This window comes from Bacillus mesophilum, from assembly GCF_008923265.1.
Lineage (GTDB): Bacteria > Bacillota > Bacilli > Bacillales > Cytobacillaceae > Cytobacillus > Cytobacillus mesophilum.
This window is the reverse complement of record NZ_WBOT01000002.1, coordinates 544,725-570,357: the sequence shown is the minus strand read 5'-3', so window position 1 is coordinate 570,357 and position 25,633 is coordinate 544,725. Positions and strand designations below refer to the sequence as shown.

At 38.1% G+C, this 25,633-nt stretch carries 29 protein-coding genes, 2 pseudogenes and 1 riboswitch; of the genes and pseudogenes, 20 read left to right on the top strand and 11 right to left on the bottom strand.

The window, feature by feature from the left end:
* Positions 1-68: 68 nt before the first annotated feature.
* Together F7732_RS07760 and F7732_RS07755 are read left to right on the top strand one after the other, a co-directional pair.
* The gene (locus tag F7732_RS07760) at positions 69-263 is read left to right on the top strand and encodes a hypothetical protein (protein WP_151573333.1); all 195 of its coding nucleotides are present in this window, start codon (positions 69-71) and stop codon (positions 261-263) included.
* A gap of 125 nt (positions 264-388) precedes the next feature.
* Positions 389-835, top strand: a complete 447-nt coding sequence (locus tag F7732_RS07755; protein ID WP_151573332.1) for a hypothetical protein — start codon at positions 389-391, stop codon at positions 833-835.
* Here the strand turns inward: F7732_RS07755 and F7732_RS07750 are convergent.
* From F7732_RS07750 to F7732_RS07735, 5 genes are all read right to left on the bottom strand, one after another.
* Positions 832-1,014, bottom strand: coding sequence for a hypothetical protein (locus F7732_RS07750; protein ID WP_151573331.1), 183 nt, complete (start codon positions 1,012-1,014; stop codon positions 832-834). The genes F7732_RS07755 and F7732_RS07750 overlap by 4 nt on opposite strands.
* A 32-nt stretch (positions 1,015-1,046) precedes the next feature.
* Positions 1,047-1,217, bottom strand: coding sequence for a hypothetical protein (locus F7732_RS22565; RefSeq protein WP_161598844.1), 171 nt, complete (start codon positions 1,215-1,217; stop codon positions 1,047-1,049).
* A 470-nt stretch (positions 1,218-1,687) separates the two neighbouring features.
* The gene (locus tag F7732_RS07745; protein ID WP_151573330.1) at positions 1,688-2,287 is read right to left on the bottom strand and encodes a class I SAM-dependent methyltransferase; all 600 of its coding nucleotides are present in this window, start codon (positions 2,285-2,287) and stop codon (positions 1,688-1,690) included.
* 116 nt (positions 2,288-2,403) lie between these two features.
* Positions 2,404-3,846 carry a 4-hydroxyphenylacetate 3-monooxygenase, oxygenase component gene (gene hpaB, locus F7732_RS07740; RefSeq protein ID WP_151573329.1) on the bottom strand — a complete coding sequence of 481 codons (1,443 nt, stop codon included), beginning with the start codon at positions 3,844-3,846 and terminating at the stop codon, positions 2,404-2,406.
* Between the two features lie 141 nt (positions 3,847-3,987).
* Positions 3,988-4,479, bottom strand: coding sequence for a hypothetical protein (locus tag F7732_RS07735; RefSeq protein WP_151573328.1), 492 nt, complete (start codon positions 4,477-4,479; stop codon positions 3,988-3,990).
* 255 nt (positions 4,480-4,734) lie between these two features.
* Between F7732_RS07735 and F7732_RS07730 the strand changes: the two genes are divergently transcribed.
* On the top strand, positions 4,735-5,178 hold the full coding sequence (locus F7732_RS07730) for a GyrI-like domain-containing protein (protein ID WP_151573327.1): 444 nt from the start codon (positions 4,735-4,737) through the stop codon (positions 5,176-5,178).
* 4 nt (positions 5,179-5,182) lie between these two features.
* Here F7732_RS07730 and F7732_RS07725 read toward each other — a convergent pair whose 3' ends face one another.
* The gene (locus F7732_RS07725) at positions 5,183-5,458 is read right to left on the bottom strand and encodes a hypothetical protein (RefSeq protein WP_151573326.1); all 276 of its coding nucleotides are present in this window, start codon (positions 5,456-5,458) and stop codon (positions 5,183-5,185) included.
* 641 nt (positions 5,459-6,099) lie between these two features.
* Between F7732_RS07725 and F7732_RS07720 the strand changes: the two genes are divergently transcribed.
* The 9 genes and pseudogenes from F7732_RS07720 to F7732_RS07685 all read left to right on the top strand — a co-directional run bounded on the left by F7732_RS07720 (position 6,100) and on the right by F7732_RS07685 (position 13,014).
* Entirely contained in the window at positions 6,100-6,663 is a 564-nt protein-coding gene (locus F7732_RS07720; RefSeq protein ID WP_151573325.1) for a dihydrofolate reductase family protein, read from the top strand.
* 288 nt (positions 6,664-6,951) lie between these two features.
* Positions 6,952-7,377, top strand: coding sequence for a MarR family winged helix-turn-helix transcriptional regulator (locus F7732_RS07715; RefSeq protein WP_151573324.1), 426 nt, complete (start codon positions 6,952-6,954; stop codon positions 7,375-7,377).
* Positions 7,361-7,702 (top strand): DUF3147 family protein, encoded by a 342-nt coding sequence (locus F7732_RS07710; protein WP_151573323.1) that lies wholly within the window; start codon positions 7,361-7,363, stop codon positions 7,700-7,702. The genes F7732_RS07715 and F7732_RS07710 overlap by 17 nt, the downstream gene beginning before the upstream one ends.
* 264 nt (positions 7,703-7,966) lie before the next feature.
* Positions 7,967-8,728, top strand: a pseudogene (locus F7732_RS23410) (cache domain-containing protein); the annotation flags it as partial.
* On the top strand, positions 8,723-9,670 hold the full coding sequence (locus F7732_RS23405; protein WP_420837680.1) for a methyl-accepting chemotaxis protein: 948 nt from the start codon (positions 8,723-8,725) through the stop codon (positions 9,668-9,670). The pseudogene F7732_RS23410 and the gene F7732_RS23405, both read left to right, overlap by 6 nt.
* 169 nt (positions 9,671-9,839) lie before the next feature.
* Positions 9,840-9,943, top strand: a riboswitch (SAM riboswitch).
* A gap of 108 nt (positions 9,944-10,051) precedes the next feature.
* Entirely contained in the window at positions 10,052-11,101 is a 1,050-nt protein-coding gene (locus F7732_RS07700; RefSeq protein ID WP_151573322.1) for an LLM class flavin-dependent oxidoreductase, read from the top strand.
* 15 nt (positions 11,102-11,116) lie between these two features.
* On the top strand, positions 11,117-12,073 hold the full coding sequence (locus F7732_RS07695; protein ID WP_151573321.1) for an ATP-grasp domain-containing protein: 957 nt from the start codon (positions 11,117-11,119) through the stop codon (positions 12,071-12,073).
* Positions 12,074-12,295: 222 nt separating this feature from the next.
* Positions 12,296-12,634 carry a hypothetical protein gene (locus F7732_RS07690; RefSeq protein ID WP_151573320.1) on the top strand — a complete coding sequence of 113 codons (339 nt, stop codon included), beginning with the start codon at positions 12,296-12,298 and terminating at the stop codon, positions 12,632-12,634.
* 89 nt (positions 12,635-12,723) lie between these two features.
* On the top strand, positions 12,724-13,014 hold the full coding sequence (locus F7732_RS07685; RefSeq protein WP_151573319.1) for a hypothetical protein: 291 nt from the start codon (positions 12,724-12,726) through the stop codon (positions 13,012-13,014).
* A 276-nt stretch (positions 13,015-13,290) separates the two neighbouring features.
* Here F7732_RS07685 and F7732_RS07680 read toward each other — a convergent pair whose 3' ends face one another.
* A complete protein-coding gene (locus F7732_RS07680; RefSeq protein ID WP_151573318.1) occupies positions 13,291-14,988 on the bottom strand; it encodes a M3 family oligoendopeptidase in 1,698 nt (565 codons plus the stop codon).
* 339 nt (positions 14,989-15,327) lie between these two features.
* On the opposite strand from F7732_RS07680, the gene F7732_RS07675 reads away from it, so the two are divergent.
* A complete protein-coding gene (locus F7732_RS07675) occupies positions 15,328-15,741 on the top strand; it encodes an immunoglobulin-like domain-containing protein (RefSeq protein ID WP_151573317.1) in 414 nt (137 codons plus the stop codon).
* Between the two features lie 99 nt (positions 15,742-15,840).
* Here F7732_RS07675 and F7732_RS07670 read toward each other — a convergent pair whose 3' ends face one another.
* Complete coding sequence (locus F7732_RS07670; protein ID WP_151573316.1) at positions 15,841-16,299, bottom strand: hypothetical protein; 459 nt, start codon at positions 16,297-16,299, stop codon at positions 15,841-15,843.
* Positions 16,300-16,569: 270 nt separating this feature from the next.
* Between F7732_RS07670 and F7732_RS07665 the strand changes: the two are divergent.
* Positions 16,570-17,324, top strand: a pseudogene (locus F7732_RS07665) (N-acetylmuramoyl-L-alanine amidase).
* 69 nt (positions 17,325-17,393) lie between these two features.
* Here F7732_RS07665 and F7732_RS07655 read toward each other — a convergent pair.
* Entirely contained in the window at positions 17,394-18,380 is a 987-nt protein-coding gene (locus tag F7732_RS07655) for a F510_1955 family glycosylhydrolase (protein WP_151573313.1), read from the bottom strand.
* 234 nt (positions 18,381-18,614) lie between these two features.
* On the opposite strand from F7732_RS07655, the gene F7732_RS07650 reads away from it, so the two are divergent.
* The gene (locus tag F7732_RS07650) at positions 18,615-20,414 is read left to right on the top strand and encodes a M3 family oligoendopeptidase (protein WP_151573312.1); all 1,800 of its coding nucleotides are present in this window, start codon (positions 18,615-18,617) and stop codon (positions 20,412-20,414) included.
* 155 nt (positions 20,415-20,569) lie between these two features.
* Here F7732_RS07650 and pssA read toward each other — a convergent pair whose 3' ends face one another.
* The gene (gene pssA / locus F7732_RS07645) at positions 20,570-21,112 is read right to left on the bottom strand and encodes a CDP-diacylglycerol--serine O-phosphatidyltransferase (RefSeq protein ID WP_151573311.1); all 543 of its coding nucleotides are present in this window, start codon (positions 21,110-21,112) and stop codon (positions 20,570-20,572) included.
* A 221-nt stretch (positions 21,113-21,333) separates the two neighbouring features.
* Here pssA and F7732_RS07640 point away from each other — a divergent pair, with 221 nt between their 5' ends.
* Complete coding sequence (locus F7732_RS07640; RefSeq protein WP_151573310.1) at positions 21,334-22,131, top strand: phosphatidylserine decarboxylase; 798 nt, start codon at positions 21,334-21,336, stop codon at positions 22,129-22,131.
* Positions 22,132-22,192: 61 nt separating this feature from the next.
* On the opposite strand, the gene sda is transcribed toward F7732_RS07640, so the two are convergent.
* Entirely contained in the window at positions 22,193-22,333 is a 141-nt protein-coding gene (gene sda, locus F7732_RS07635) for a sporulation histidine kinase inhibitor Sda (RefSeq protein ID WP_066443394.1), read from the bottom strand.
* 522 nt (positions 22,334-22,855) lie between these two features.
* Here sda and F7732_RS07630 point away from each other — a divergent pair.
* Genes F7732_RS07630 through yhbY form a run of 4 tightly spaced genes read left to right on the top strand, consistent with a single transcriptional unit; the run spans position 22,856 to position 25,631 of the window.
* Positions 22,856-23,371 carry a YqeG family HAD IIIA-type phosphatase gene (locus tag F7732_RS07630; protein WP_151573309.1) on the top strand — a complete coding sequence of 172 codons (516 nt, stop codon included), beginning with the start codon at positions 22,856-22,858 and terminating at the stop codon, positions 23,369-23,371.
* Between the two features lie 3 nt (positions 23,372-23,374).
* Positions 23,375-24,481 (top strand): ribosome biogenesis GTPase YqeH, encoded by a 1,107-nt coding sequence (yqeH, locus tag F7732_RS07625; RefSeq protein WP_151573308.1) that lies wholly within the window; start codon positions 23,375-23,377, stop codon positions 24,479-24,481.
* Positions 24,482-24,507: 26 nt separating this feature from the next.
* Positions 24,508-25,338: a shikimate dehydrogenase gene (gene aroE / locus F7732_RS07620; protein WP_151573307.1), complete on the top strand. Its 831-nt coding sequence runs from the start codon at positions 24,508-24,510 to the stop codon at positions 25,336-25,338.
* Between the two features lie 2 nt (positions 25,339-25,340).
* Positions 25,341-25,631, top strand: coding sequence for a ribosome assembly RNA-binding protein YhbY (yhbY, locus tag F7732_RS07615; protein ID WP_151573306.1), 291 nt, complete (start codon positions 25,341-25,343; stop codon positions 25,629-25,631).
* Positions 25,632-25,633: the final 2 nt, after the last annotated feature.

Sequence of the window (25,633 nt, the reverse complement as noted above, 5' to 3'; positions counted from 1 at the left end):
ACAGTTTATATCGAAATTATTTAATGATAATACATAAAATGGAAATGATGCGGGGTGATTTATTTTACATGTTTACCAAATTCAAAGATAAGCTTTATTGGATCTTAATGCCCCCTTTTTTAATCATTGGGTTTATATTAGTGCTTTATTTGCCTCAAAAATTAAAGCCATTTGCCATTCTTACTGCACTTGTCTTTTGGGCTGTATACTACACTTGGAATGGGCTCAGTAAACCAAAAGAAGACAAGCAAATGGAAAAATAATGCATTGGCAACTGATATTAATCGTTTTTTCTCTCTCAGTAAATCTAGTGATGCATGAAAAGTAGTTATACATCACTAACATTTTGCTTAATTACCCATTAAATGGTGTCCTTGAAGGAGATTTTATGGAACGTAAACAATATATTTACATTTTTATGACAGCTGCCCTGCTCCTGATGATCTGGATGATTTATTCGGTAATCCAGCCACCCAAGTGGGAAGGTACTTCTCAAAGCAGTCTGTGGAGCGGAGATTATAACCGGGAAGCTGGAGCTCCAAAAGGAGATTGGATCGGCTATCTTTATTGGCATGGAGAAAAGAACATTGTTTTTACAGGTGCAAAACTCACAAGAAATGGTGAGGAAATACATCAACTAGAATACCGAAACGATAAGCTAGCAGAGAAATATAATAAAATAAACTATTTTCATAGCTGGGATTCTATGTTCCAAAATAAGGAGGATGAGCTTCAATTACAGGTTTATTGGGAAGATTCCAATGGAAAATATGAAGATCTCATTAATTTATCTCCAAGAAAGCGTTTATTTGTTGTGCCAAGCTGGTTGTATTAATGTCTTTTATTCAATATATCAATGATTCTATTTAATAAGGCGATGATGATTGCAAGTAATGCAATTATGATGAGCATTATGCTGTAGTATTCGTCAAAATGGAGAAACGCTGAAATGATAGAGAAAGAAATGATTGAAAGCATAATGGTCAGTAGTGTGATGACGACATATTTCCCCATAAATACCTCCATTGGTTCACGGAAGAGACTAATTAATCTTCCTTTTTGATTTGTTCTATTTTATCTAGTTTGGCTGAGATCTCTTTAAGGATTTTATTTCTCTCACCTTGTGCGCTAACGATGGAAACAATGCCCCAGATAATGAAGACGATCACAGCTAAATTAATGAATAAAGGAATTATATTTACAAAAGATAAAGCCATGGTAATGACCACCTTTCCTGGTATTGTCGTAAATTAGATAAAAACCAAATTACGTTAACTGTCTTAATTGAAAATGCAAACATGAATAGGAAGGCTATTGTGGTATTCTTTTTTGCCTGTTTTCCAGCTTAATAGAGTAAGACTGCCATGAAAACACTCATAATTAAACAAAATACAATTAAATACTTAGGATTAAGTTGATTTAAAAAGACACCATCTTCTGTAAGCTACCTTCATTTTAGCACAATATATGGAAAATTTCAGAAAAATAAAAAATACTTGCAGGCTGGCAAGCTCGAAAGTTTAGTGGGCCCAAATCCTTCCATTTACTCGAATGTTCACCAGTGCTGCTAATAACCGCTTCATGAAGGTATAAAAAAGAAGGGCAGTTATTCAAACCCTCCTCGACGATCATGACCTTTGCTGAAGGTCTATTTATTGGGTATCTTGATGCGCTGCACTCTAGATAATCACTTTAAACTGCTCGCTAAAAACATGGAAGCATTCTGATTCATAAAAATAGCTTTTCCATGGTGAAATGTGTGAATGTCAGTTGATTTAAATCCTGCTTCAGATAACAGGTTTTTAAGATCATTTTGTACAAAACCATTATGGACTTTAGGATGCTGGATTTTGTCATTTTTATCAAAATCAACAATAATCAGTCTGCCCCCATCATGCAGGATGTTAAAAAGTGATTGTAAGATTTTACGAGTATCCGGAATATGAAGAAGTACAAGTGACATCACAACAATATCTGCCTTTACATCATTAGGCATTTCCTGAGTAAAGTCAGAATAGAGAGTGCTGGCATTAGAGATGCCTTTGTGAGTAATTTTTGCCTGAGCAACATCCAGCATCTTTTGTGATGAATCAACGAGAAGGACAGATTTTACAAGAGGTGTTAACTCGAGCCCGACCAGACCAGTGCCGCTTCCATAGTCGATTAGTGAATTTGTCTGGCTGTTTTGCAATGCATTTTTCACTTCATTCGTAATGATTTTAGCCATCTCAATTCTCTCTGCTGTATCATACTTGTTCGCCATCTGCTCAAAAACGTTTTCTTCCATCCTTATTCAACTTCTTTCTGCTAGAAATAGTCATCGTCAAAATCAGTATAGCAAATAAGGATCATTTTTAACCGTGCAGAGGATTGAGAAATTAGGATACTTCACTAATACATACTTTACTGCTGGTTTAAAAACTTTCTTACTTCCTCAACATAAAAATCTTTTGGATAGTTACTATAAAGATTGCTTGATAATTTAACAGGGTCACCAAAAAAATATCTTTCATATTGTGTTTGTCTTGTACCAAATGAACTCATCGTTAGGTCCCATGCTAAGCGGAAAAGTTTTACACGATCCTTGGCATTCATGCTATCACTTTGCAGGTATTGATCCAAGTCTGGGCGTATTTCAGATTGAAAGGCCTTCTCGGTGGGCAGTAAAATCATACCGCTCGCTCCAATTAGCTGGATGATTTCACTGAAGCGTGGATAGATTTTAGGATAAATAGTACTGGCCGCTTGCAGTGAAATTAAGCTGGGACGCATAATGCCGAACACATCTGCAACAGCATCATTTTCCGATTTCTCTAAGAGTGCTCTCATTGTTTCAAGTCCAATGATGATTTCAGAAAGTTTATCTTGGATATGCTGATATTCGCCGACATTTATGGCTTTGACGATCAGTTCAGTGACCCCGAGAATAAATTCTGTTTTGACAATTTGTCTAGTGATCACTTGATGGTATGCGAATGAGTAAAAGGAACTCTGAAGAAGGAAGTCAGCTGCTGCATCCACATTTTCATAATAAAAGACCCGATCCCACGGAACCATGACATTATCAAAAACAACAATAGAATCCATTTCTTCGTATTGTGAGCTTAATGGATGATTAAAAAAAGATTCTCCACCCACAAAAGATTCCCTGCAAATAAACTTTAACCCTTTTGTATTAGAAGGGATGGAAAAGGCAAACACTTCGCTTGAATCAATAAACAGCCTTGGAGCAGAAAAGACCAGAACCTCATCCGTTAATCCTCCTTGAGTAGCAAGCAAACGGGCACCTTTTATAACTAAGCCCGTATTGTTTTTTTCCACAATTTTAGCGGAAATCGGCTCATCTGAGAACTCCATGTAAACTTGAGATCGATTGACCTGGGGTGTAATAAAAGTATGTGTAAATGAGAGATCCTGTTTCAGTGCTCTTTTATATAAAGCATGTAAATGATCGGGAAAACAATTATCTCTGCCGTTTAAAATGGATGCGGAGGAGGCAAAGCTCATCACAACCGTATTCATATAATCAGGACTTCTTCCCATCAATCCATGTGTGTTCCTTGCCCAGGCTTGCATCATTTTTCTTCTTTTCTGTAAATCATCTTTTGTTTTTGGCTGCATATACGAAATGCCGAAGGGTTCTTTTTCTTCAGGCAAAAAGAAGGTCATTTCATCTTTTAGGTCGGAATCGATTTGTAAATCGTACAGCGAAGCTTTTGCCTTCAGGATGCCCTTAAATGCTAAATGCTCGGAAATATTCCCATTAACCCTTTCGCCATCAAACCACACTTCGTTTTTCATTTTATTTAATCTGTCTAAAAACCCTTTGCCGCTAGTAACGCCCATGTTTTGCTCGCTCCCTTTGCTGCAGGATTCCCCCCAAAAAAAACAATGAACTAAATTAGTGTCATTATATTTTGCTGTTATGCCGAACATTCCCATGTTTCCTGTTTTAAGTTTGTATTCCGCCAAACTTTTCAGTGATTATTACTGACACAAAACAATGATTTTGTATGGGTTGGTTTGGGCAGGAACACTATTAGTGGCAGTTCCATAAAAAACGATTAAATTTCGATTTGCGATGCTTCCTGAAAAGGGCTGCCCGTTTGTCAGTAAGATTTGAGTATATGGAGAGATTATTAATTGTAATTCTCCGTTACTGCTAATCAATTGAGTATTAAAATAATCTGCTTTCACATTCTGATAGGGTTTTTCTTTTACCATCACAATCGCAGGGTATTGCGGCGGATAGATCAAAATGGCAGGAGCATTGCCATCGTAATAGCCGGTTACCATATCCCCGGCAGCTACCGCTTCATGTTCAGCAAAATACGTGGCTGGTGTGACGACAAAATTGACGATTGAACCCATACTATTCTCAACCGTCATCAGTTTGCTGCAGCCGGCTCCTTCACCGTTTTGTCCCATTAAATCAGTAATCATCGTGACAGTTCCTTGAAATGGGATTAATTTGATCATCTTCATACCTCCATATTGTTTCAATTCTTGAAGTTTCCAGAAATTATCATACTTATATTTATACCTTATTCGGGTGAATGCCTAGATGAATGGGCGGATGCCTATTGTGGATAGAAGAAGCTGCTTTTGCGACAGAAGCAATATATAGTGAAAGGTCGTTAAATATCAAATGAGGATACTGTTAATAAGCGTTGCTTTGCAGGAAGAAGCATCTTTTTGTTGAATAAAGTGTTTATCTGAATAGGGGGGATTATAATGTCTTTTATGATGAGTAAAAAGGAATTTAAAGTAGTTGCCTTAAAAGGGAGCGGGGAGTACGTTAACTATAGTCAGGAAGTTCCACTGCTTGCTCAGCGGCTATTAAGTCGTTCAAATGAAATCACACATTCAACGGGGACCGAAATTGCATTGTATGAGCCTAAAAAGAGTGGGGAGCATAAGATAGGCCACTATTATGCAGGTTTGGTTGTGAGTCAAAAATTCAATGAAGTACCTCCAGAAATGGAATATATTGAGATTGCAAAGAATTACATAAGTGCAAGAGGGAATATTTTGATGCTGAATGAACTGCATTCGCAATTATTGATTTGGGCAGATGAACAAGGTTACCAAAGGGATTTGAACGCTTATATTATCGAGACTTATCACCCTGTGGGAGGGGGAGAAGAGGAGGTAGAGATTCATCTGCCGATTCTATAAGTAATTACGTTTTCTTTCGGAAAGAGATAATTGTCGTTTTTAAAGAGGAGTAAGATCCAATAGCCGCATATCCATAAAACCAGCCCATAAAAATCCCAGCAACGAGATGGTTACGATGACTTATGAAAATTGAAATGAGCAGTCCGAAAAAAAGAGCAATGGTTGGAATATACGTTTTCGGTATTTTAACAAATGTCTTAAACAATTGTGTTAGCACTAGGACAAGAGGCACTGCAATCACTGCATCCCAAAAGTTTGTATGTATTGTAGGGAAATCCATGTTCCATTACCACCTATATGAAAATAATTTAACCAGATAAGAATAACATCGCCATAATGAATGGTTATCAGATTCTGAAAGTGAAAGCTAAGCTTTACTTAAAGTACTAACTGCAGTTTATTATTAAAATTAGTATGTCCAATGCCTGGTACATAAATTCAAAACATATTGCTGAGGAAGCTTAGGAATCTGATATTTATTCATTATTAGGTACTCATTGTCCTCTGATTAAATGATCTAATTCCGCAATATATAATTTTTTTGGCTATTGTACACTGTGATCACTTCCGCTTATTATCATTCTTGGTCTTAAGGAATTATTTTACAGTTGTCAGAGAATATCAAATAACAAGAGAGGTATGACCACATCTATTCTATATCAATCTATTGACTGGACGGCTGTCCTTTTTAGAAGCAGCCGTTCATACTCCTTATTGGAAAATCGCTGCATCTGCTTGAAAATTGAGAGCCGCGGAAATGAAAACTTTAGGTTCTTTATAAGTATCAACATGTAAAAATATTTTTAAAGGCAAATAGGCACTGAGCTAAAAATAATGGCTCTGAAAGATTGGAGAATAATGGCTTAAGGTTCATGTTCATTTCAATTGAGTAGGGAAACATTTCTATGAGGAGGAAGAAATATGTCTATTTATAAAAGAAAAATAATCTTAGATTTAGCTGTAACCTTAGACGGTTTCATTGAAGGCAAGGATGGTGAAATCGATTGGTGCATAATGGATCCAGAAATGAATTTTATCGAATTTTTAAACGGAATTGATGGTATTTTATACGGAAGAAAAAGCTACGATCTATGGGGACAATATGTAAAAGAAGCAGAAGGAAATAAAACAGAAAGAGAAATGTGGGCATCCATACACAGTAAAGAGAAATATGTTTTTTCAAAAACGCAAAAAGGAAGAGATGATTCTGCCGTTTTTATAAACGATCATCTTTTTGAAGAAGTAAATAAGTTGAAAAATAAACCAGGTAAAGATCTTTGGCTATATGGCGGAGCTAATCTGATTACAACTTTTATTAATCTGGGGCTAGTCGATGAATATCGATTATCTGTTCACCCAGTTATTCTAGGAGAAGGAAAACCTTTATTCCAAGGTATAAAACAAGAGGTGGATTTAACATTAGTCAATTCGAAAACATTTTCTTCTGGTGTGGTGCAATTAACATATCACAGAATGAGAGAGTAAATCAGCATATGGTAATCTGCTATGACATTGTTAAATTTCAAGCTAATGGGCTATCCTCAAGTAGTAGCAACCCAAGATCGCTTACAAGGGCTCACTGATTTTTGTAAGCGGGCAGTCCAGTAAAATATAGAGATAATTAAATGATTACCGTTAAAAAAAGAGGATATCTAAAAAGAGCTTCTGATCCTAATTGATCAGCAGCTCTTTTGTTTGTGATAGAGCATTGCTTCGTTGGAAAATGTATCGTATTATAAGATATAATCTTAATACACGATATAAGGAGTTGCGATGATGAAAGAAATTGAACAATTAAATCATCTTTGGACCGATATATACTATCAATTGCGTTACAACCACACTGAAAAAATCACTCACCAAAATATACGGACTTTGCAGGTGATTCAAAAAGAGAAGGAAGTGGGAATCAAAGAGATTGCAGCAGCGATTGGCACATCCCATAACACTGCCTCTGAGCATATTAAGCGCTTGCTGGAAAAAAAATATGTATTCAAGACTCGCAGCAGCAAAGATGAAAGGAAAGTTATTTTACAGCTTTCCGAATTGGGAACAGAAGTGCTGCAGCGTCATTCCAGTTTAGATGAAGAAAAGCTAAAAAGAGTGCTAATCGAAAAGATGAGTGATGAAGAAAGAGAATATATACTAAAGGCATTTACCTTGTTAAAGGAGAGAGCAAAGGATGTTTACAATAGCTAAAATTGTGATATCGGCTATTATCATTGGTATTATTACAGAAATTGCCCAAAGATATCCTCAGCAGGGAGGTAAGATTGCTGCCCTGCCGATCGTGAGTTTGTTAAGTATCATATGGTTATATACTCAAGGAGAACAGATAGACAAAATAAGCAAGTTTGCTATGAATGTTGTTTGGGGACTTCCCGCAACAGTTATAATGCTGCTGATTATTGGATTTACATTAAAGCACTCAATGAATATATTTATTTCATTTGGTCTTGGAATCACAGGATGGCTCATTACATATTTTGCTCAAGATATGATTATAAAAAATATAATAAACTGACGATTATAATTTGTGCATTATTGCAGACCAGAGAAAAAAAACCCGCAACTATTAAAGGTGTCAATCGTTTATTCTATATGGCTTATAATCGCCTAACCTCTCTTAAACTCAAAATTGAGGGGACCTTTGTTTTTACATGGAAAATCTTACAATTAAATTTTTTCTTCTTTTCGGTAAAAACCGTATTAACGTTTATCTTATATCAGCCGATAGTATTTTGGGGAGATATAAAAATGAATATGAGATCGAATAGGAGAACGTGAATTGGGGAAAATAAAGAAATTTAATTTTAAGCTGGCTGCAAAAATAAATTTGATAGTTATATCAATCATTTTGATTTTGTCAGCAGTTATTGGCTTTGTTGCAAATAATGAGGTAACAAAAGGGATAAAAGAATTTGCAACAGAGAAAGCAAAGGGAGATTTAGGATTAGCTTATCGCTATATCGATAATAAGTACCCAGGTGATTGGGAAGTTAGAGGAAATGAGTTATATAAAGGATCTGCAAAAATAAATGACAATTTTGAAATAGTAGATAAGATTGGAGAAGATACGGGAGACACTGTAACCATCTTTCTTAAAGATACACGTGTAACGACAAATGTCATGATCGATGGAGAGCGTGCGATTGGGACCAAAGCTTCACCTGAGGTAGTGGACACGGTCATAAATAAAGGAAAAAGTTATTATGGTGAAGCAAATGTGGCAGGGAATATGTACCAAACGGCATATATGCCCATACAGTCTTCATCAGGAGAAGTACTTGGGATCTTTTATGTTGGTGCTTCAGAAGAAATAATCAATCAAATACTGTCTTCCTTTCTAACAAAATTTATCATTGTTTTATTGATTATGATAGCATTAGCTGTTTCTGTTGTTTATCTGTTTACATCTAAAATGAAAAAGAGACTTGCCATGATGACCAATGCTCTTGAAATGGCTGGAAATGGAGATTTTACAGCGAAAATTCAGGATCATTCAAAAGATGAGCTTGGCTCTTTAGCAGTAAGCTACAATCAAATGGCTCATAATCTTAAAACAATGTTAGATGAAGTTATTCAAACCTCTGAACAACTAGCTTCTTCATCTGAACAGCTGACTGCAAGTTCAGAGCAAACGAGCATTGCCACAGAGACGATTACAGAATCAATTCAGCAAGTAGCGAATGGAGCCGAACAATCGGCAGTGAATGTGCAAGAGAGTGCATTAGCGCTAGAAGAAGTGGCAAAAGGTATTCACTCTATTGCCGAAAATGCATTAGTGGTTTCCGAAGTCAGTAATGCTGCTGTCGAAAAAGCCAGAGAAGGCGGGTTGCTTGTTCAAAGTACGGTTAAGCAAATAAATGCAATAAATTCATCTGCAGCTGCAAGCGGAGAAGTTATTAAAACGTTAGATCATAGATCACAAGAAATAGAAAAAATAACGAAAGTCATTACAGATATTGCAGACCAAACGAATTTACTGGCATTAAATGCAGCGATTGAGGCTGCTAGAGCAGGTGAACATGGGAGAGGATTTGCTGTTGTAGCAGATGAAGTGAGAAAACTTGCAGAACAGTCACAAGCATCTTCTTCCCAAATTTCAGTACTTATTCGGACAATACAAGAAGATATGGAGCAGTCAAGCAGGTCTATAGAGCAAGTTTCTGAAGAGGTGAAAGAGGGGTTAGACATTGTTCAGCAGACAAGCATTAACTTCAAAGAAATTCTTGATCATATGGCAAGCTTAACAGAACAAACGAATGATATGGCAGCGACTTCTGAACAAATATCGGCTAGTACTCAAGAAGTGTCAGCAACAGTTTCTGGGATTATTAATATATCAGAACAGACATCATCACATTCACAAAACGTGGCCGCTTCTGCAGAGGAACAGCTTGCATCAATGGAAGAGATAGCAGCTTCATCAGCAGCATTATCCAATTTAGCGGATGATTTAAAAGTGGTTGTCAGCAGGTTTAAAGTCTAGTGTTTGTCTGTAAATATTGAAATATTTTGGGTTTCTAAATGAAAATAATTTATTTGAATAGAAGGTAAAGGGTAAATTACTCAATATTTAGAGCGTAGAATTAATTTATTGACAATTGTATGAATTTAATTTATTATCGCATTAAATAAATGAACAATTGAATATTTTCTTCTTATCCAGAGAGGTGGAGGGACTGGCCCTTTGAAGCCTCGGCAGCAGGTTCTTATGAACACTGTGCCAATTCCAGCAAGCGTACTGCTTGAAAGATGAGAAGAGGGTTAATAAAACTCTCTTCTTAGGAGGAGAGTTTTTTCATTGTTTATTAATCCTACTTAAGTTATAGGAAAAGTATATAATTAGTTATCAAAGGAGCGAAGAGAGATGAAATATGGTTTTTGGCTGCCGATATTTGGAGGCTGGCTGCGTAATGTTGAAGATGAACAAATGCCGGCAACTTTTGATTATGCAAAAAATGTGATTCAAAGTGCCGAGCAATGGGGTTATTCCACAACATTAATCGCGGAATTATATTTAAATGATATCAAAGGGCCAGAACATGATTCGCTTGAAGCCTGGTCTACGGCTGCTTCTCTTGCAGCGGTTACTGAGAAAATTGAAATAATGACAGCGATCCGCCCTGGTTTTCATAATCCTGCCGTTGCAGCCAAAATGGCAGCCAATATTGATCAGATCAGCAATGGTCGCTTTACTCTTAATGTAGTATCTGCCTGGTGGGCAGAAGAGGCGCGCCAATATGCTGGAATTTTCACCGAACATGACGAGCGTTATGCCCGTACCGAGGAGTTTATTGATGTCTTAAAAGGGTTATGGACAGAAGAAACCTTCCAATATTCTGGCCAATTTTACGATTTAAAAGATACAAAGCTTGCGCCAAAGCCTGTTCAAAGACCAAATCCGATTCTTTATGCAGGCGGTGAAAGTGAAAAAGGCAAGCAAACCATTGCAGAAAAATGTGATGCCTATGTGATGCATGGCGGAACGGTCGAAGAAATACAGCAAAAAATTGCCGATATGAAGGCAAGGCGTTCCCAAACTGGCAATGAGCCTTTTAGTTCATTCGGAATGGCTGCCTATGTGATTTGCCGGGATACAGAAGAAGAGGCATTTGCTGAACTTGAAAAGATCACAACTGTAAAGGATTCAAGTGCTTATGCCGGCTTCAAAGATTTCACTACGAAATCACAATTAGAACAGCAGATTCAGCTACAGGACTACTCTGTTTCCAACCGTGGCTTGCGTCCAAATTTAGTAGGAACACCAGACCAAATAGCCGATCGAATACTGCAATATGAAGAAAAAGGCTTAGACTTGCTGTTACTGCAATTTTCACCTCAATTGGAGGAAATGGAACGGTTTGCAAAGCAAGTTATGCCACTAGTTGAACAAAAACGCAGTTTAATAAAGAACTAGAAAGGGGTCCCGAACATGACCAAAGTATATGTAATTCATGAAAATAGTGAGTGGACCGTTCACTTAACCAATAGACTAGAGGAACTTGGTGTTCCTTATCAAGAATGGCATTTAGACGAAGGAACGCTTGATTTATCTTCAGAACCGCCGGAAGGAATTTTCTACAGCAGAATGAGTGCTTCTTCTCATACACGTGATCATCGCTTTGCCGCTGAATTTTCCGGACAGGTATTAGCTTGGCTGGAAGCGCATGGACGTACAGTGCTTAATGGCACAAACGCATTGAAGCTTGAAGTCAGCAAGGTACTTCAATACTTGGAGTTAGAAAAGTGTGGTGTCAAAACACCAAAAACGATTGCAGCGGTGGGAAAACAGCAGATCTTAAAGGCAGCCGAAGCCTTCGCAGGGCAGCCGTTTATCACGAAGCATAATCGTGCCGGCAAAGGTTTGGGTGTGCAATTATTTCAAAGTATTGACGCTCTGAAAGCATATGTGGAGGGACCAGCATTTGAAGAGCCTGTTGATGGCATAACCCTTATTCAGCAATACATTCAATCACCAGAGAGCTACATCACTCGCTGTGAATTTGTTGGAGGTGAATTTGTGTATGCCGTTCGGGTGGATACATCTGAAGGCTTTGAACTCTGCCCGGCAGACGCCTGCCAGATCGGAGACTTATTCTGCCCTGTAGGAGAAGAGGTGGTAGAAAAACCGAAATTCCAAATCATTGATGGCTTTGACGATAGTATCATAGAAAAATATAAAGACGTTCTCTCGCGAAACGATATTCAAGTGGCTGGTATTGAATTTATCAAAAATGCTGACGGTGACATTTACACCTATGATATCAATACAAACACAAACTATAATTCAGATGCAGAAGCAAAAGCAGGAAAATATGGAATGCTGGAATTGGCATCTTTATTGAAGAAGACATTAGAAGAAAACTACGTAACATCAATAAAAGCGTAATTTGAGGGGACCTGCCTATAGCAGGTCCCTTTTGTTATTGGTGAAATAGATAAAGCTATAGATCCGCCAAAATTATGCTGATGCATACCATTTGAAAAATGAATAGGAAGAAATTTTTTATAAAAATGGATGCTTGTCTACTTTTTTTTATACTCTTGTCCAAACATAATGTGTACAACTGAATATCTTATATTATCAAAAGTTAAAGGAGGGAAATTCTTCATGAGCAAAGTATGGAGAAACGAGTCAATCTTTGGTGGAAGAAATGGAAGAAATGGTTCAAACAACGAAACAGATGTGGATGTTGATTTTGAACTGGATAATGAGCTGCAAGCAAGAGCAAACAGTGAGGCTGATGCTGACAACGACACAGATGTAGATGTTAAGGACAAAAACACGAATATTGCAAAAGCTAATATTTGCAACAGCGGAAACTCCAGAGTAGAATTTGAAATCACAGTTGATAGTGATTCCAGAGCAAGAGTCCGTGCTAGATCTGATGCTGATTCCGATCAGGAGCAAGATCAAGATCAGGACCAAAACCAAGAATTTGATTTTTAAGATTAACCTATCTAGTTTAGGCACAGGGGTACTAAGTAATAGTCCCCCTGTGCTTAATGTTCAAGAAAAAAATTAAAGGAGGAGTAAGGATGGAGAGGCAAGTTGAAAATAATTTAAAAACAGTGATTGAACGCAGCGGCAACTCAGACGTGGATTTAACTGTTAATGTCGATATTGATACAACGCCTATTGCCTACGGAATATTGTGCAGTATATTTGCAAAAGGTGACTTAACAGAACTGGAGTTAGAAAAAGCGATTCAAAAGCTTGATCATTTAATAGATAGAGATAAAAATAAAAAAAGACGTAAAAAAAGCGAAGAAAATAAACCGAAATTATACGATTTTCCTCAACCTCCATCAAGAAGAAATTGGTTTTAAACTTTTTCTTCTTTACATACAGTACAGTTAAGAGACATAAGGGTTTTGAAATAACAAAAAAAGAGTAGCTCTACAGTGTACATCTAATGCGAACTGTGATAACTAAAATGGGATGATTATACAAAGGAAATCTCTTCCCAATAGGTACTGGTGCTGGAAAACCGAATCTGACCAATGTCCACAGCAAGACAAAGAGCACAACTAGATTCTTTCACAAGTTGTGCTTTTTGCTCGTAAAAATTTTAATTGTTCTCTTTAAATAAACATAACACTGCCTTAATTAATATCCTGAATTACTTTTTCCAGGAATTCACCCATTCTTTTAACAGCTGGTTCTGTAAAATCAAAGTTTACGCCTGTTTCTTCATAAATAGCAGCAATCGATTGGTTGTAGTCTGCACCAGCACCTTTTTTATAATCTTCAATTGCTTGTGCTGGGTCTTTCTGATAATTCTCCAGTAATTGCAGTGCCCCAAGCATTGAAATGGAGTATTCGATATTATAGAAAGGAACCTGGAAATAATGAAGAGTGCCAGCCCAGCTCATCCCAACCTCTTCTTCAAAGCCAGTTGTATCTACAGGGTTCAAACCGTACCTTTTAGAGATTTCGAAGTATTTCTCATCACGCTCTTTTGCAGTATGGTTTGGATTTGTATACATCCAATGCTGGAAGAGATCCCCTGATAATGGGCCGAATAACATCGTAAATGCCCTTCTCAGCAATTCACGCTGTGCACTTTTAAAATCTTCTTTTTCCGGATAAAAACGATCAAGCTTATCCAATAACAGTAATTCCATTCCATGTGAATATAATTCAGCCACTTCCATGCGAAGCTGATAGTCTTCAGTTGGTCCGTGCTCAGAAAACTCGAGGTACCCATTAACCGCATGACCCATTTCATGGATTAGGGCAATCAGAGAGAAAAAGGATGGACTAAAGTTCGCAAAAACAAAGGTTTCTCCTGAAACAGGTAATGAAGTACAAAAACCGCCAGGGCTTTTACCTTTTCGATCTCCAAGATCGAGTAAACCATTCTCTCTCATATAATTGAAACGCTCAGCAAAATAGGCATCTGTCTTGCCTAACATCTCAGCAACGCCATCCATCAGGTCAGCCACATCCGTGTATGGTGCATTTTTCATCAATTTAGCATTGTTATCCCAAGGGCGGTATGTATCGACACCAAGCTTGGACTTGAACACCTCTGCCAGGCGATTCCAAGCGGGAATGATGTGCTTTTCAACATTTTCTTGAAAGTCATAGCAATCCTGCACACTATACTCACGATTTTTACTCACAAACATATAATCACGATAATTCTCAAAGCCTGCATTTAAAGCGACCTGATGACGCAGCTGAACAAGTTCATCCATAATGGAATCCATATCCGGCTTGATTTGACGATAAGCTCCCATCATCTTGTGATAAGCTTTTTCTCTTACGGCTCTATCGAGATGATCAAGCTGTGATTGAATAAATGGAAATGGCTTTTCCTCACCCTCCCATTCAACGGTTAAACCTCCCATAATTTCGCTATACCTTGTGTTGAGCTCTTGCTCCTTTACCATCAAGGGAATATTCTCTTCCCTGAACAATTTCACTTTGGATTCGCGAGCACGTCTCATTAACCCATAACGTTCTTCATTTAGTTCATGAAAATAAGGAGAATCACACAGTTTCTCATTTAGTTTTGCTTCATATTTCATGATCAGCGGCAGGATTACTTGCTGGTCATGAAGATATGTCGCCTTAATATCTTCATCTTCTGTATTGCGGTTAAAGTCAACTAAGTGACCTGTCATCGCTTCATCTAATTTATGTATGAACGTCTTTTCGTCCAGCAGCCATTTTTCCAGATCAGAAACAGATTCAATCGGAACTTCCAGTAAGCTCTGAAACTGTGATTCTACCCCTGTTGCATCCTGTAAATTGATTAATTCTTTATAATATTTATGACTTAATTCTTGTGCCATGATAGACTCCCTTTCTTTTTTAAAATTTTCTTAATATTATACTAACGAACTCTTGGCTGTAAATCTAGTTTTTTTCTTTAGTCTGGAGATGGGTTGTCTTTTGTTTTGAGTAAAAGACTACTCGTAAGTGTGCAAAAATATATATAGGCTATTATGGTATAAATTTACAAACTTTATATATTCCATTAAAATTATAGAAAAGGAGTTGTTCAGCATGGAACTCATTGTAGGCTTTCTTAAATTTATAGGAGAAATATGTGCTGGCATTGCGACTAGTGCCTGGAGCCGTTATCAAGAAAAATAATGGTGAAAAATACGAAAAGGCAGGGAGCGGCTTATATGAAAAACATTGTTCTATTTGCATCTATTATATTATTGCTTATTATTACTGGCTGCCAAGGATCACTGGAGGAAGAGGCTGTACAAAGCCGTCCTAACTCAGAGAACGGAGTGAGGGTTGAAACAGAAGAGCCAGTATATCCAACATCTGTGGATGAAATCAAAGTAAATATAATAAACGAAAGTGATGAAGAATATAGTACAGGTGTGCATGTTTTCTTAGAAAAGAAGGAGCAAGACACATGGTATCGGGTACCGATGAAAGCTGATTCTTTTACAGAGCAAGCTATAGGCCATTCTGCACATGCGACTTCTTCTTTAAGCTTAAAAATCAGTGATTTGGATTATAAACTTACTCCTGGAGAATACAGAGCAACCATAGGCGGTCTGGGTGCTCCATTTAAGTTGGAATGATGCAGTGAAAATCAAATGCTAATAGGTTATTTTCATAGATCTTTATTACCTTTTCAAATTTTGAGGCTGTGACGGTTAAAAGTCCAGCCTTTTTAATGATTATCCTGAGAAACTCAAAATCACCAAAATGAAAACAGAAAATAAAAGAGGAGAAGCAATAATCATAGATTTCCAAACCCATGAAAACCTGTCACTAATGGTGTTAACCATGAAAAGGCCGCTCAGTGCAAATAGATAACGAACATAATAGACTATTTCGCCCTCATTGCCTAATGGATTACGCTGCAGGAAAAAGTTAAATGCGATAAAGACGAGAATAACATTCCAGCTCATATGCCATTTTGGATAATAGTGTTTTATGGTAAAGAACAAAACACCATTTGTGAAAATGAAATAAAAGTACAGCTGAAGATTATAGAGCATGCCAAAAAAAGTGCCTTCCATATACATTTCACCTTGAGATAAAAAGGGGATAAACAAAAACAAATGACCTAAGACATGGTTAATGCCAAATACAATCGCTGCTCCAAGGAAACTCTTTTCAAGTAACTCTCTCAAATGATCCTCCATAAAACGTTTTTTTCTATATTATTACATTTATTGTATTAGGTTTGAACTGTTTTTTACTGAATTGCAGCAATCTTTCCTCTATTTAAGGGTATATTACATCTAGTCTATCAACTAGTGATTCCAGCTCACCATTTCTGGTTTTCCATTTATCATCCCAACCTAAATACCATTACCAGTTTCTTGATTTTTTCCTGTTCTCTCCACAAGTGTACAAGCAGTTAAGAGAGTAAAAGAATAGGATAGATGGAGGTGATGGAAATGGTAAAAATTTTTATAGATCCTGGTCATGGGGGCAGTGATCCGGGAGCTGTTGGAAATGGATTGCAGGAGAAGAATTTAACATTAAAGATTGCCACTCGTATTCGGGATATTCTTGGAAGTGAGTATGAAAATGTTGAACTTAACATGAGCAGAACGGGAGATACAGCTGTTTCATTAAGCAGCCGGACAAATGCGGCCAATGCATGGGGAGCAGATTTTCTGTTATCCATTCATATAAATGCAGGCGGCGGGACAGGCTTTGAGGATTTTATTTACCCGAATGTTGGTGCACCGACTGCAACTTACCAAAATATCATTCATGAAGAAGTGATAAAGGCTATTGATTTTGCGGATCGCGGTAAGAAGCAGGCGAACTTCCATATGCTTCGCGAGTCAGCAATGCCGGCTTTATTGACTGAAAACGGCTTTATTGACAATGCAAATGATGCAGCAAAATTGGCACAGCCAGCTTTTATAGAAGGAATTGCCAGAGGACATGTCAACGGACTGGCAAGGGCATTTGGTTTAAAAAAAAACAATTAATCCTCTTTAGGGTGCAAATTGGGGCATTCAGAGATAGAAGGAATGCTGATAGCTTAGCAGCACAGGCGAGAAGTGCTGGATTTGAAGCGTTTGTACTTGCCGAAAACGGATTATACAAGGTTCAGGCTGGGGCCTTTTCTGATAGAAGAAACGCAGAGCAGATGGTGCAGCATTTAGCGGCTGCTGGGTTTGAAGCGATTATTCTGTAGGGATTCTGTTCATTTGCAAAAAAAGAGTAAAAGCATGTTGGGGCTTTTACTCTTTTTTCATAAGCTATTCTAATTCGAAATACTGCCCTTCTCGAGAATTATTTTCCATGATTCTCCAGAATCTGCTGATTGATAAAGGTCCCGCATGTAGGTTGAAAATGCCAGTGTGCCCTCATCCTTTTGACTGCCTGTTATATAGGTAATCGGGTTATCATAAGCGAGGAAAGGAATTTCAATACTTGCGCTTTCCAGCGTCTCCAGGCTGATTGAATGGAATAAAACTTTTTCATTTTCTACTGAAGAATAATATAAATGACCTTCTGTAAATGCAAGAGCAGTGACCATAATCTCTTCTGTAATAAGCTCCATATTATTTCCCTTATCCTCAGAAAGATAGATTCCGCTTCTTGTGGCCATTGCCATGGTATTTGCATCAGTCGGATGAGCAGCGATCATGCCAAGTGTATCGGCACCAAATCCATTTAATGGTACAGGCTCAAATCTAACATCCTCACCTGCAGAACGGAAAAGGCCTGGATCCATCTCAGTGGATGCATCACCGTTTATTCCATAAATTATACCGGATTGATACCCGGCCGTCAGAAAAGGAAACTGTCCCTTTCCCTTAAAAGCAATGTATTCTAGTGTTTCACCTTTATCTGTACTTTTGGCAATTCCCATCATGGTTTCCCCTTGCTGGCCGCTGGAAATAAATCCGTCTTCCACCGCACTAAAGCCAAAATAATCATGCTTTTTTGAAGTTGTTTCATACCATTTTTCCCCTTTATACATAAGCAAGCCTTGATCTGTTGCTACATATAAAGCGTCATCATTTCCAGGATAGCCTATTCCCTGCAGCTGGGCGATTTCTATATTTGCTGCTTCAACAAGCTCAAATGGTACATTTTCTTTCGCAGGCTCCTCTGTTTCTTGAGCATGCTGTTCAGATTCTTTTTCCGGTGCAGATGGCTGTTCTGCTTCATCCTCCGTATTCGTGCAAGCTGCTAAAAAAACGGAAAGCAGCAATAAGGGCATTAAAAATCGTTTCAAAATCATCGTTTCACTCCAACTTTCATTTTTGCTTTATGTCAATGATAGCATAACGATAACCCTGTTAAGAAGCAAACATAGCGCACTTCAATTTTTGCGCTAAAAAAGAAAGTCATGAAGATAGAAATTTCCGAAAAATTAATTTATAATAAAGAAAGTATTTCAACTGCCGAAGTAAAAGGAACTTTTTCATGCAGAGTCATTGGCAAATGATACATAACGATTTTAGGAGGCTATGAAATGACAACAAAAACATATTCAGAGGTTTGGGATTTAGATGTATTTTTTAAAGGCGGGAGTGAGTCTGAGGAATTTACAGCACATCTTCACGAAACGGAAGCACAAATAGAGCAGTTTAAACAGTCTGTACAGAGCTGGGAACCTTCAAACGAAGCAAGTGAAAGCAGTCAGCTGATTCAACTTTTGGAGAAGTTTGAAGCAACTTCAAAGAAAATTAGACAGGCGGGAGCGTTTGTCAGCTGTTTAGAAGCGCAGAATACAGAAGACAAGGCAGCGAACAAACATCGTGCTACAGTGACAGTTCTAAGTGCAGCATTTCAATCGGTGCTAACTGGTTTTGATGAAAAATTGACATCTTTTGACCAAAATGTCTGGGAAGACATTTTACAAACAGAAGGATTATCTGAACTGTCATTTGTTCTGACAGAACGCCGTGAAAAAGCAGCGGAGAAGTTATCTGAGAAGGAAGAATCCTTAATCAATGCTCTTGGTGTTGATGGTTATCATGGCTGGAGTCAAATGTATGATGTAATTGTTCGTACAGTCAAGGTTCCATTCACAGAAAACGGCGAGGAGAAACTTCTGTCTGTTGGGCAGGCGTCCAATAAATTTTCTAGCCCGGATCGTGAAGTGAGAAAAGCTGTATTCAAGAGCTGGGAAGAGGCATGGGGAGAAAAGTCAGATTACTTGTCCAAAACATTAAACCACTTGGCTGGATTCCGCTTAACGGTCTATGAAAAACGCGGCTGGGAGGATCCATTAAAAGAGCCATTAGCGATTAACCGCATGGAAAAGGCTACACTTGATTCTATGTGGAATGTGATTTCAAGCTATAAAGCTCCTTTCGTTAAGTTCCTTGAAAGAAAGGCACAATTGCTCGGACTGGAAAAATTGAGCTGGTATGATCTTGATGCTCCGCTTGGCGAGACAGAAACGAAGGTTTCCTATCAGGAGGGGGCACAATTTATTCTCGATCACTTCAGCAAATTTGGAGAGGAAATGACTTCCTATTCAAGAACGGCATTCGAAGATAGCTATATCGAAGCAGAAGACCGTGCTGGAAAGAGACCTGGCGGGTTCTGTACATTCTTCCCGGAAACTGGCCAATCCCGTATTTTCATGACGTATTCTGGAACACCTTCTAATATCTCAACACTCGCCCATGAGCTGGGACATGGTTTCCATTCATACGCGATGAGAGATGTTCATACACTCAACCGCGCTTATGCAATGAATGTAGCTGAAACAGCGTCCACATTTGCTGAGATGATTGTCAGCGATGCAGCTGTGAAGAATGCACAGTCAGAGGAAGAAAAGCTTTCTCTTTTAGAAGATAAAATTCAGCGTTCTGTTGCATTGCTAATGAATATTCATGCTCGTTTCTTGTTTGAAACACGTTTTTATGAAGAAAGAAAAAGCGGCATGGTGAGCACTGAAAGAATCAATGAACTAATGCTTGAGGCGCAGAAGGAAGCCTATGCAGATGCATTGGATGAGTATCACCCATCATTTTGGGCATCTAAGCTTCACTTCTATATCACAGGTGTTCCTTTCTACAACTTCCCGTACACATTCGGCTATCTATTCTCTCTTGGCATTTATGCGCAAGCAATTGAAGAAGGCACTGGATATGAGGAGAAATATATTGACTTATTAAAGGATTCTGCATCAATGAAAGTAGAAGACCTGGCGCTTAAGCACTTAAACACAGACTTAACAAAACCTGATTTCTGGGAAAAGGCTGTTCAGCTATGTGTAGATGATGTAGAAGAATTCTTAGCACTAACTGAAAAGAAATAACATCTGCTAAGAGATGGTAGAGATAAGTATTTGACACCATTATAGAACCGAATGGTTAGGAATCTTCCTAATCATTCGGTTTTTTTAGTTGTTATTTTGAATCCTTTTAATCATAAGTGAAATGTTATATCTCTAAGCTTATGGGTAAAAGAAATTCAGCGGATTTTCTTTACTTTCATCGTACTGACCATCATGAAAGCTAAGATTATGGTGAAAGATAAATAGAAGACTGGCGGTATATGTAGAATCATCAGCATGCTCAGCGCTGACAAGAGACCACTAGCAGTAATTGGCAAGCCAATAAAATACTCATCTTGATCACTCAAGTGATAACGAGCGAGACGAATGGCTCCGCAGCATGTATATATAATAGCGGCCAGCATACCAAGTACACCAAATTCATATAAAATTCCCTGATATAATAATAGTGCTGGTGCTATGCCAAATGATATAATATCACTCATGGAATCCAATTGTTTTCCGAAAGCGGATTGAATTTGGAGTTTCCTTGCCAGCATCCCATCAAGAAAATCTAATAGGGCAGCCAAAATAATGAACAAAATAGCAAATGACAGCTGGCCATTGATAATAAAAATACAAGCAATGCTTCCACAACTTACATTCATTATTGTGAATATATTTGCGAGTTGAGACCTAATTTTTTTCAATAAATGGTGGCTGCTTTGAATTGAAAGCATCTTTTCACTCCTTTGAATAAGAAAAGCGCAAGCGCCTAGTAGAACACATTACATAAGACCTTTTAACAAATGAATACAAATGTCCTTATATAATAAATATTGAAAAGACTGTTATTTTATACTTTTAAAAAACAGCAAAGTTTGTGTTGCTTTCAGCCTTTGTTTTATACATAGCTGGATTTTGGCAGGATGACTCAATGACATGAGATTGGAGCTAAAAGATGAAACAACCTATCTATCGCTTTTTGATTGAACTGACTAATGGCAGGATTACGTCCTATCTTCTTCAAAAATTTGCTCAGTCAAAGCTTAGCAGATTTGTAATTCCTTCATTTTCAAAAACCTATAAAATTAATGAACAGGAAATGGAAAAAGAACTAAAAGAATATCAATCACTGCATGATTTTTTTATCCGTAAGCTGAAAACAAATGCACGGATCACACATGCTGCAGAAGAAGCAGTTGTTAGCCCGGTGGATGCGGTCATTGAAGATATCGGCATGATTGAAAGCACGCGTGAGATTGTTGTTAAAGGAAAAACCTATTCAATTAGTGAGATGCTCGGAAGCAAGGAGAAAGCGGATGTTTATGCTGGCGGGGAGTATATGATTTTATATTTAAGTCCCAGTCATTATCATCGCATTCATAGTCCTGTTACAGGAACAGTCCTGGAACAGTGGACCTTGGGCCGAAAATCATACCCAGTCAATCGATTGGGACTCAAATATGGCAGGGATACGTTATCGAAAAATTATCGGACAATCACTGAAATTCAGCATGAAGAAGGAAAGATTGCGGTCATTAAGGTCGGAGCGATGTTTGTCAATTCAATTGAAACAACGCATAATGGGGACATGCTCGAAAAAGGGAAGGAAATGGCTTACTTTACATTCGGATCTACCGTTATTCTCTTGTTTGAAAAAGATACCTTTATGCTTGATCAGAGCATTAAAGCACCTTTCAACATTCAAGCAGGAAAAAGAATTGGCGATACAGTCCATCGTTCCGGGCAAGTTTAATTATTAGGAAAAAATAAAAGCCCTTTAAAAAAGGGCTTGTCCAATTTACAAGTAGCAGACTTTAAGAAGAAGCTTTAATCTGGTTTGTTAGAGATCTCCGGTGGATTTCCGTTTCAATTAATCGAATAAAGTCTGGGGAAAGTCGAAGTTCTTTTGCTTTATGATACGACTCTATGAGCAGGTCATCTGACAGTTTGCGCAAAGTTGACTCACCTCCAAAAGTGGGCTTTAAATCGTTCTATGTAACTGGTTTTAAACATATATTTTGTAGGTAATTGTGTTGTACCCTTACTTTACCAAATTTAAACACACGGAACAACCGTTCGATTATCCACAATCAGTGGTGGATAACCTGTGATTATTTTGTTTATATATGGGAAAATGATAACCGTATCATAGTGTATAATGTGAATAAAGTTATCCACAAATTCAAAGTTGAAAATTTTGTCGAAAAGTATTTATTTTAATTTGTACTTGTACAGGAATTTGTTCTCCTCATGGAAAACATTTTTTATGCAAAAGATATAATGAGGATCTTTAAATATCGGATTAGATTAATGGAAGAAACCAAGAGAGTAATGATGAAGAGGATTCTGCAAGAGTGAATGCTATCAAACAGATATCAGAACATATTTTAAGCTCTATAACGCTTTAGAAAAATATTGACCATCACTAGATGATGTGACATAGTAATGCAGAATAAGAAAATTGAGGTGTGACAATGGTGTTGAAGCATTTTTTACCAAATCAGCATGTGAAAAGTATCTTTGAAATAACTCCGGATACGCTGGCTGAAAAAGGTGTTAAGGGAATTATTACCGATTTGGATAACACGCTTGTAGAATGGGATCGTCCAAACGCAACCCCGAAACTGATTAAATGGTTCGAGGATATGAAGAATAGCAATATTAAAGTTACGATTGTATCCAATAATAATGAAAATAGAGTAAAGGCATTTTCTGAGCCGCTTAATATACCTTTTATATATCAAGCTCGCAAACCAATGGGACGAGCGTTTAGACGTGCATTAGCTGAAATGGACTTACAGCAGGAAGAAACTGTTGTTATCGGAGACCAGCTGCTTACAGATGTTCTTGGCGGAAACCGCAGCGGGTTTCATACCGTACTGGTTGTGCCTGTTGCCCAAACAGATGGATTTGTAACAAGGTTTAACAGAAAAGTGGAAAGACGCATCCTTAATTTCTTCCGGAAAAAAGGGATGATTCAGTGGGAGGATTAAACATTGAGTGAACAATATGTCTGCATTGGATGCGGAGTGAAAATTCAAACTGATGAAAGAGAAGGCTTAGGCTATGCTCCGCCTTCTGCATTGGAAAAAGAGGAAATCATTTGTCAGCGCTGTTTCCGTTTAAAGCATTACAATGAAATTCAGGACGTAAGCTTAACAGATGATGATTTTCTGAAAATATTAAATGGAATTGGCCAAACAGATGCTCTGATCGTTAAGATAGTCGATATCTTTGACTTTAATGGCAGCTGGCTGCCTGGACTGCATCGATTTGTGGGCAAAAACCCAATTCTATTGGTTGGAAACAAGGTTGATCTCTTGCCAAAATCAGTAAAACAAAATAAGCTGATCAATTGGATGAAGCAGGAATCCAAGGAACTTGGACTAAAGCCAGAGGATGTTTTCCTTGTGAGTGCAGGCAAAGGACAGAATATGAAAGAAGTGGCAGAAGCGATCGATCACTATCGGGGCGGTAAAGATGTATATGTGGTCGGCTGTACAAATGTCGGGAAGTCGACATTTATAAACCGTATTCTAAAGGAAGTAACAGGTGAAGGAGATATTATTACAACATCTCATTTTCCTGGCACGACTCTTGATATTATTGAGATCCCGCTTTCTGACGGACAAGCTCTGATGGATACGCCAGGTATTATCAACCATCATCAAATGGCACACTTTGTCGATAAGCGTGATCTGAAAGTCATTACGCCGAAAAAAGAAATTAAGCCAAAAATCTATCAGCTCAATGAAGGGCAGACATTATATTTTGGCGGATTAGCAAGATTTGATTATGTCTCAGGCGGCGGCAAAAAATCGTTTGTCTGCCATTTCTCAAACGAATTGCTGATTCATCGAACCAAAACAGAGAATGCTGAGGATCTTTATAAAAATCATGCCGGCGAAATGCTGACACCTCCGAGACAGGAGCAAATGGACGAGTTCCCGGCGCTTGTGAAGCAGGAGTTCTCGATCAAAGAAGGAAAGACAGATATCGTTTTCTCAGGTTTAGGCTGGATTACAATTAACGACCCGGGAATTAAAGTGACTGCCTATGTTCCTAAAGGTGTTCATGTAATAACCAGGAAATCACTGATTTAGTTTTCGCGGAAGGGGGAATCAGATTTATGCAAAAGCTATTTGCTGTTTTAGGTGATCCGATCGCCCATTCCATGTCACCTGTCATGCATAATGATCTTTTTGAAGTATATGGGATCCATGCCCATTACCATCCTCTTCTCGTAAAAAAAGAGTCACTGCAAGAGGCTGTAGCAGGCTTAAAGGCCATAGGCATATCGGGTTTCAATGTCACAGTTCCGCATAAAGAAAGAATTATTCCTTTTCTCGATTATGTAGACCCGCTTGCAGAAGCCATTGGTGCTGTTAATACAGTAGTCAATATAGAAGGCAAATTGCATGGCTATAATACGGATGGAACCGGTTATGTGGCAGGATTGCAGGCGGTGCTGCCTGAATTTAAGAATAAGCGCACGCTGATTATTGGAGCAGGAGGAGCAGCAAGAGGCATTTATTTTGCACTCGCTGCTGCTGGCCTGCAGCAGATTGATTTATACAATCGGACTGCAGAGAAGGCTGACCTGATTAAGAATGAGTGTCCATATGAAGTGCAAACAAACGTTTATTCAAAGGACATGGCGGAAAAAGAACTGTCACAGTATGGCTTAATCATCCAGACAACGCCAGTTGGAATGTCGGCAGCCAGTCAAGGCTTGCCCCTATCTTTACAGCGTCTCGATTCCAAAACATTTGTCAGCGATATTATCTATAATCCACTCTACTCTCCCTTTTTACTTGCAGCCAAACAGGCGGGAGTCGAGATTCAAAACGGACTGCCCATGTTTGTGTATCAGGGGGCATTAGCTTTCGAACTTTGGACAGGCATCAAACCCGATACAAATAGAATGAAAAAGCTTGTATTATCACATCTAGGAGGTTAACAATGTTAACAGGTAAACAAAAAAGATTTTTAAGATCAAAGGCACACCATTTGAACCCGATTTTTCAAGTTGGAAAAGGCGGCGTCAATGAAAATATGATTGGACAAATTCGTGAAGCGCTTGAAGCAAGAGAATTGATGAAAATCAGCGTGCTTCAAAACTGTGAAGAAGATCGCGATGAAGTCGCAGCAAAGCTGTCAAAAGGTGCGCATGCAGAATTAGTGCAAGTGATCGGAAACACAATAGTACTGTATAAAGAATCAAGAGAGAATAAGCAAATTCAATTACCATAACA

What these genes read in the sequence shown, in the direction of transcription:
- F7732_RS07650 (WP_151573312.1), top strand. Translation starts at nt 18,615, where the DNA reads ATGACAACAAAAACATATTCAGAGGTTTGGGATTTAGATGTATTTTTT.
- aroE (WP_151573307.1), top strand. Translation starts at nt 24,508, where the DNA reads ATGCAAAAGCTATTTGCTGTTTTAGGTGATCCGATCGCCCATTCCATG.
- pssA (WP_151573311.1), bottom strand. Translation starts at nt 21,112, where the DNA reads ATGCTTTCAATTCAAAGCAGCCACCATTTATTGAAAAAAATTAGGTCT.
- hpaB (WP_151573329.1), bottom strand. Translation starts at nt 3,846, where the DNA reads ATGGGCGTTACTAGCGGCAAAGGGTTTTTAGACAGATTAAATAAAATG.
- yhbY (WP_151573306.1), top strand. Translation starts at nt 25,341, where the DNA reads ATGTTAACAGGTAAACAAAAAAGATTTTTAAGATCAAAGGCACACCAT.
- F7732_RS07680 (WP_151573318.1), bottom strand. Translation starts at nt 14,988, where the DNA reads ATGGCACAAGAATTAAGTCATAAATATTATAAAGAATTAATCAATTTA.
- F7732_RS07760 (WP_151573333.1), top strand. Translation starts at nt 69, where the DNA reads ATGTTTACCAAATTCAAAGATAAGCTTTATTGGATCTTAATGCCCCCT.
- F7732_RS07695 (WP_151573321.1), top strand. Translation starts at nt 11,117, where the DNA reads ATGACCAAAGTATATGTAATTCATGAAAATAGTGAGTGGACCGTTCAC.
- F7732_RS07640 (WP_151573310.1), top strand. Translation starts at nt 21,334, where the DNA reads ATGAAACAACCTATCTATCGCTTTTTGATTGAACTGACTAATGGCAGG.
- F7732_RS07735 (WP_151573328.1), bottom strand. Translation starts at nt 4,479, where the DNA reads ATGATCAAATTAATCCCATTTCAAGGAACTGTCACGATGATTACTGAT.
- F7732_RS07745 (WP_151573330.1), bottom strand. Translation starts at nt 2,287, where the DNA reads ATGGAAGAAAACGTTTTTGAGCAGATGGCGAACAAGTATGATACAGCA.
- F7732_RS07690 (WP_151573320.1), top strand. Translation starts at nt 12,296, where the DNA reads ATGAGCAAAGTATGGAGAAACGAGTCAATCTTTGGTGGAAGAAATGGA.
- F7732_RS07750 (WP_151573331.1), bottom strand. Translation starts at nt 1,014, where the DNA reads ATGGGGAAATATGTCGTCATCACACTACTGACCATTATGCTTTCAATC.
- F7732_RS07730 (WP_151573327.1), top strand. Translation starts at nt 4,735, where the DNA reads ATGTCTTTTATGATGAGTAAAAAGGAATTTAAAGTAGTTGCCTTAAAA.
- F7732_RS07700 (WP_151573322.1), top strand. Translation starts at nt 10,052, where the DNA reads ATGAAATATGGTTTTTGGCTGCCGATATTTGGAGGCTGGCTGCGTAAT.
- F7732_RS07675 (WP_151573317.1), top strand. Translation starts at nt 15,328, where the DNA reads ATGAAAAACATTGTTCTATTTGCATCTATTATATTATTGCTTATTATT.
- F7732_RS07715 (WP_151573324.1), top strand. Translation starts at nt 6,952, where the DNA reads ATGATGAAAGAAATTGAACAATTAAATCATCTTTGGACCGATATATAC.
- F7732_RS07720 (WP_151573325.1), top strand. Translation starts at nt 6,100, where the DNA reads ATGTCTATTTATAAAAGAAAAATAATCTTAGATTTAGCTGTAACCTTA.
- F7732_RS07725 (WP_151573326.1), bottom strand. Translation starts at nt 5,458, where the DNA reads ATGGATTTCCCTACAATACATACAAACTTTTGGGATGCAGTGATTGCA.
- F7732_RS22565 (WP_161598844.1), bottom strand. Translation starts at nt 1,217, where the DNA reads ATGGCTTTATCTTTTGTAAATATAATTCCTTTATTCATTAATTTAGCT.
- F7732_RS07655 (WP_151573313.1), bottom strand. Translation starts at nt 18,380, where the DNA reads ATGATTTTGAAACGATTTTTAATGCCCTTATTGCTGCTTTCCGTTTTT.
- F7732_RS07710 (WP_151573323.1), top strand. Translation starts at nt 7,361, where the DNA reads ATGTTTACAATAGCTAAAATTGTGATATCGGCTATTATCATTGGTATT.
- F7732_RS07685 (WP_151573319.1), top strand. Translation starts at nt 12,724, where the DNA reads ATGGAGAGGCAAGTTGAAAATAATTTAAAAACAGTGATTGAACGCAGC.
- F7732_RS07755 (WP_151573332.1), top strand. Translation starts at nt 389, where the DNA reads ATGGAACGTAAACAATATATTTACATTTTTATGACAGCTGCCCTGCTC.
- F7732_RS23405 (WP_420837680.1), top strand. Translation starts at nt 8,723, where the DNA reads ATGGCTCATAATCTTAAAACAATGTTAGATGAAGTTATTCAAACCTCT.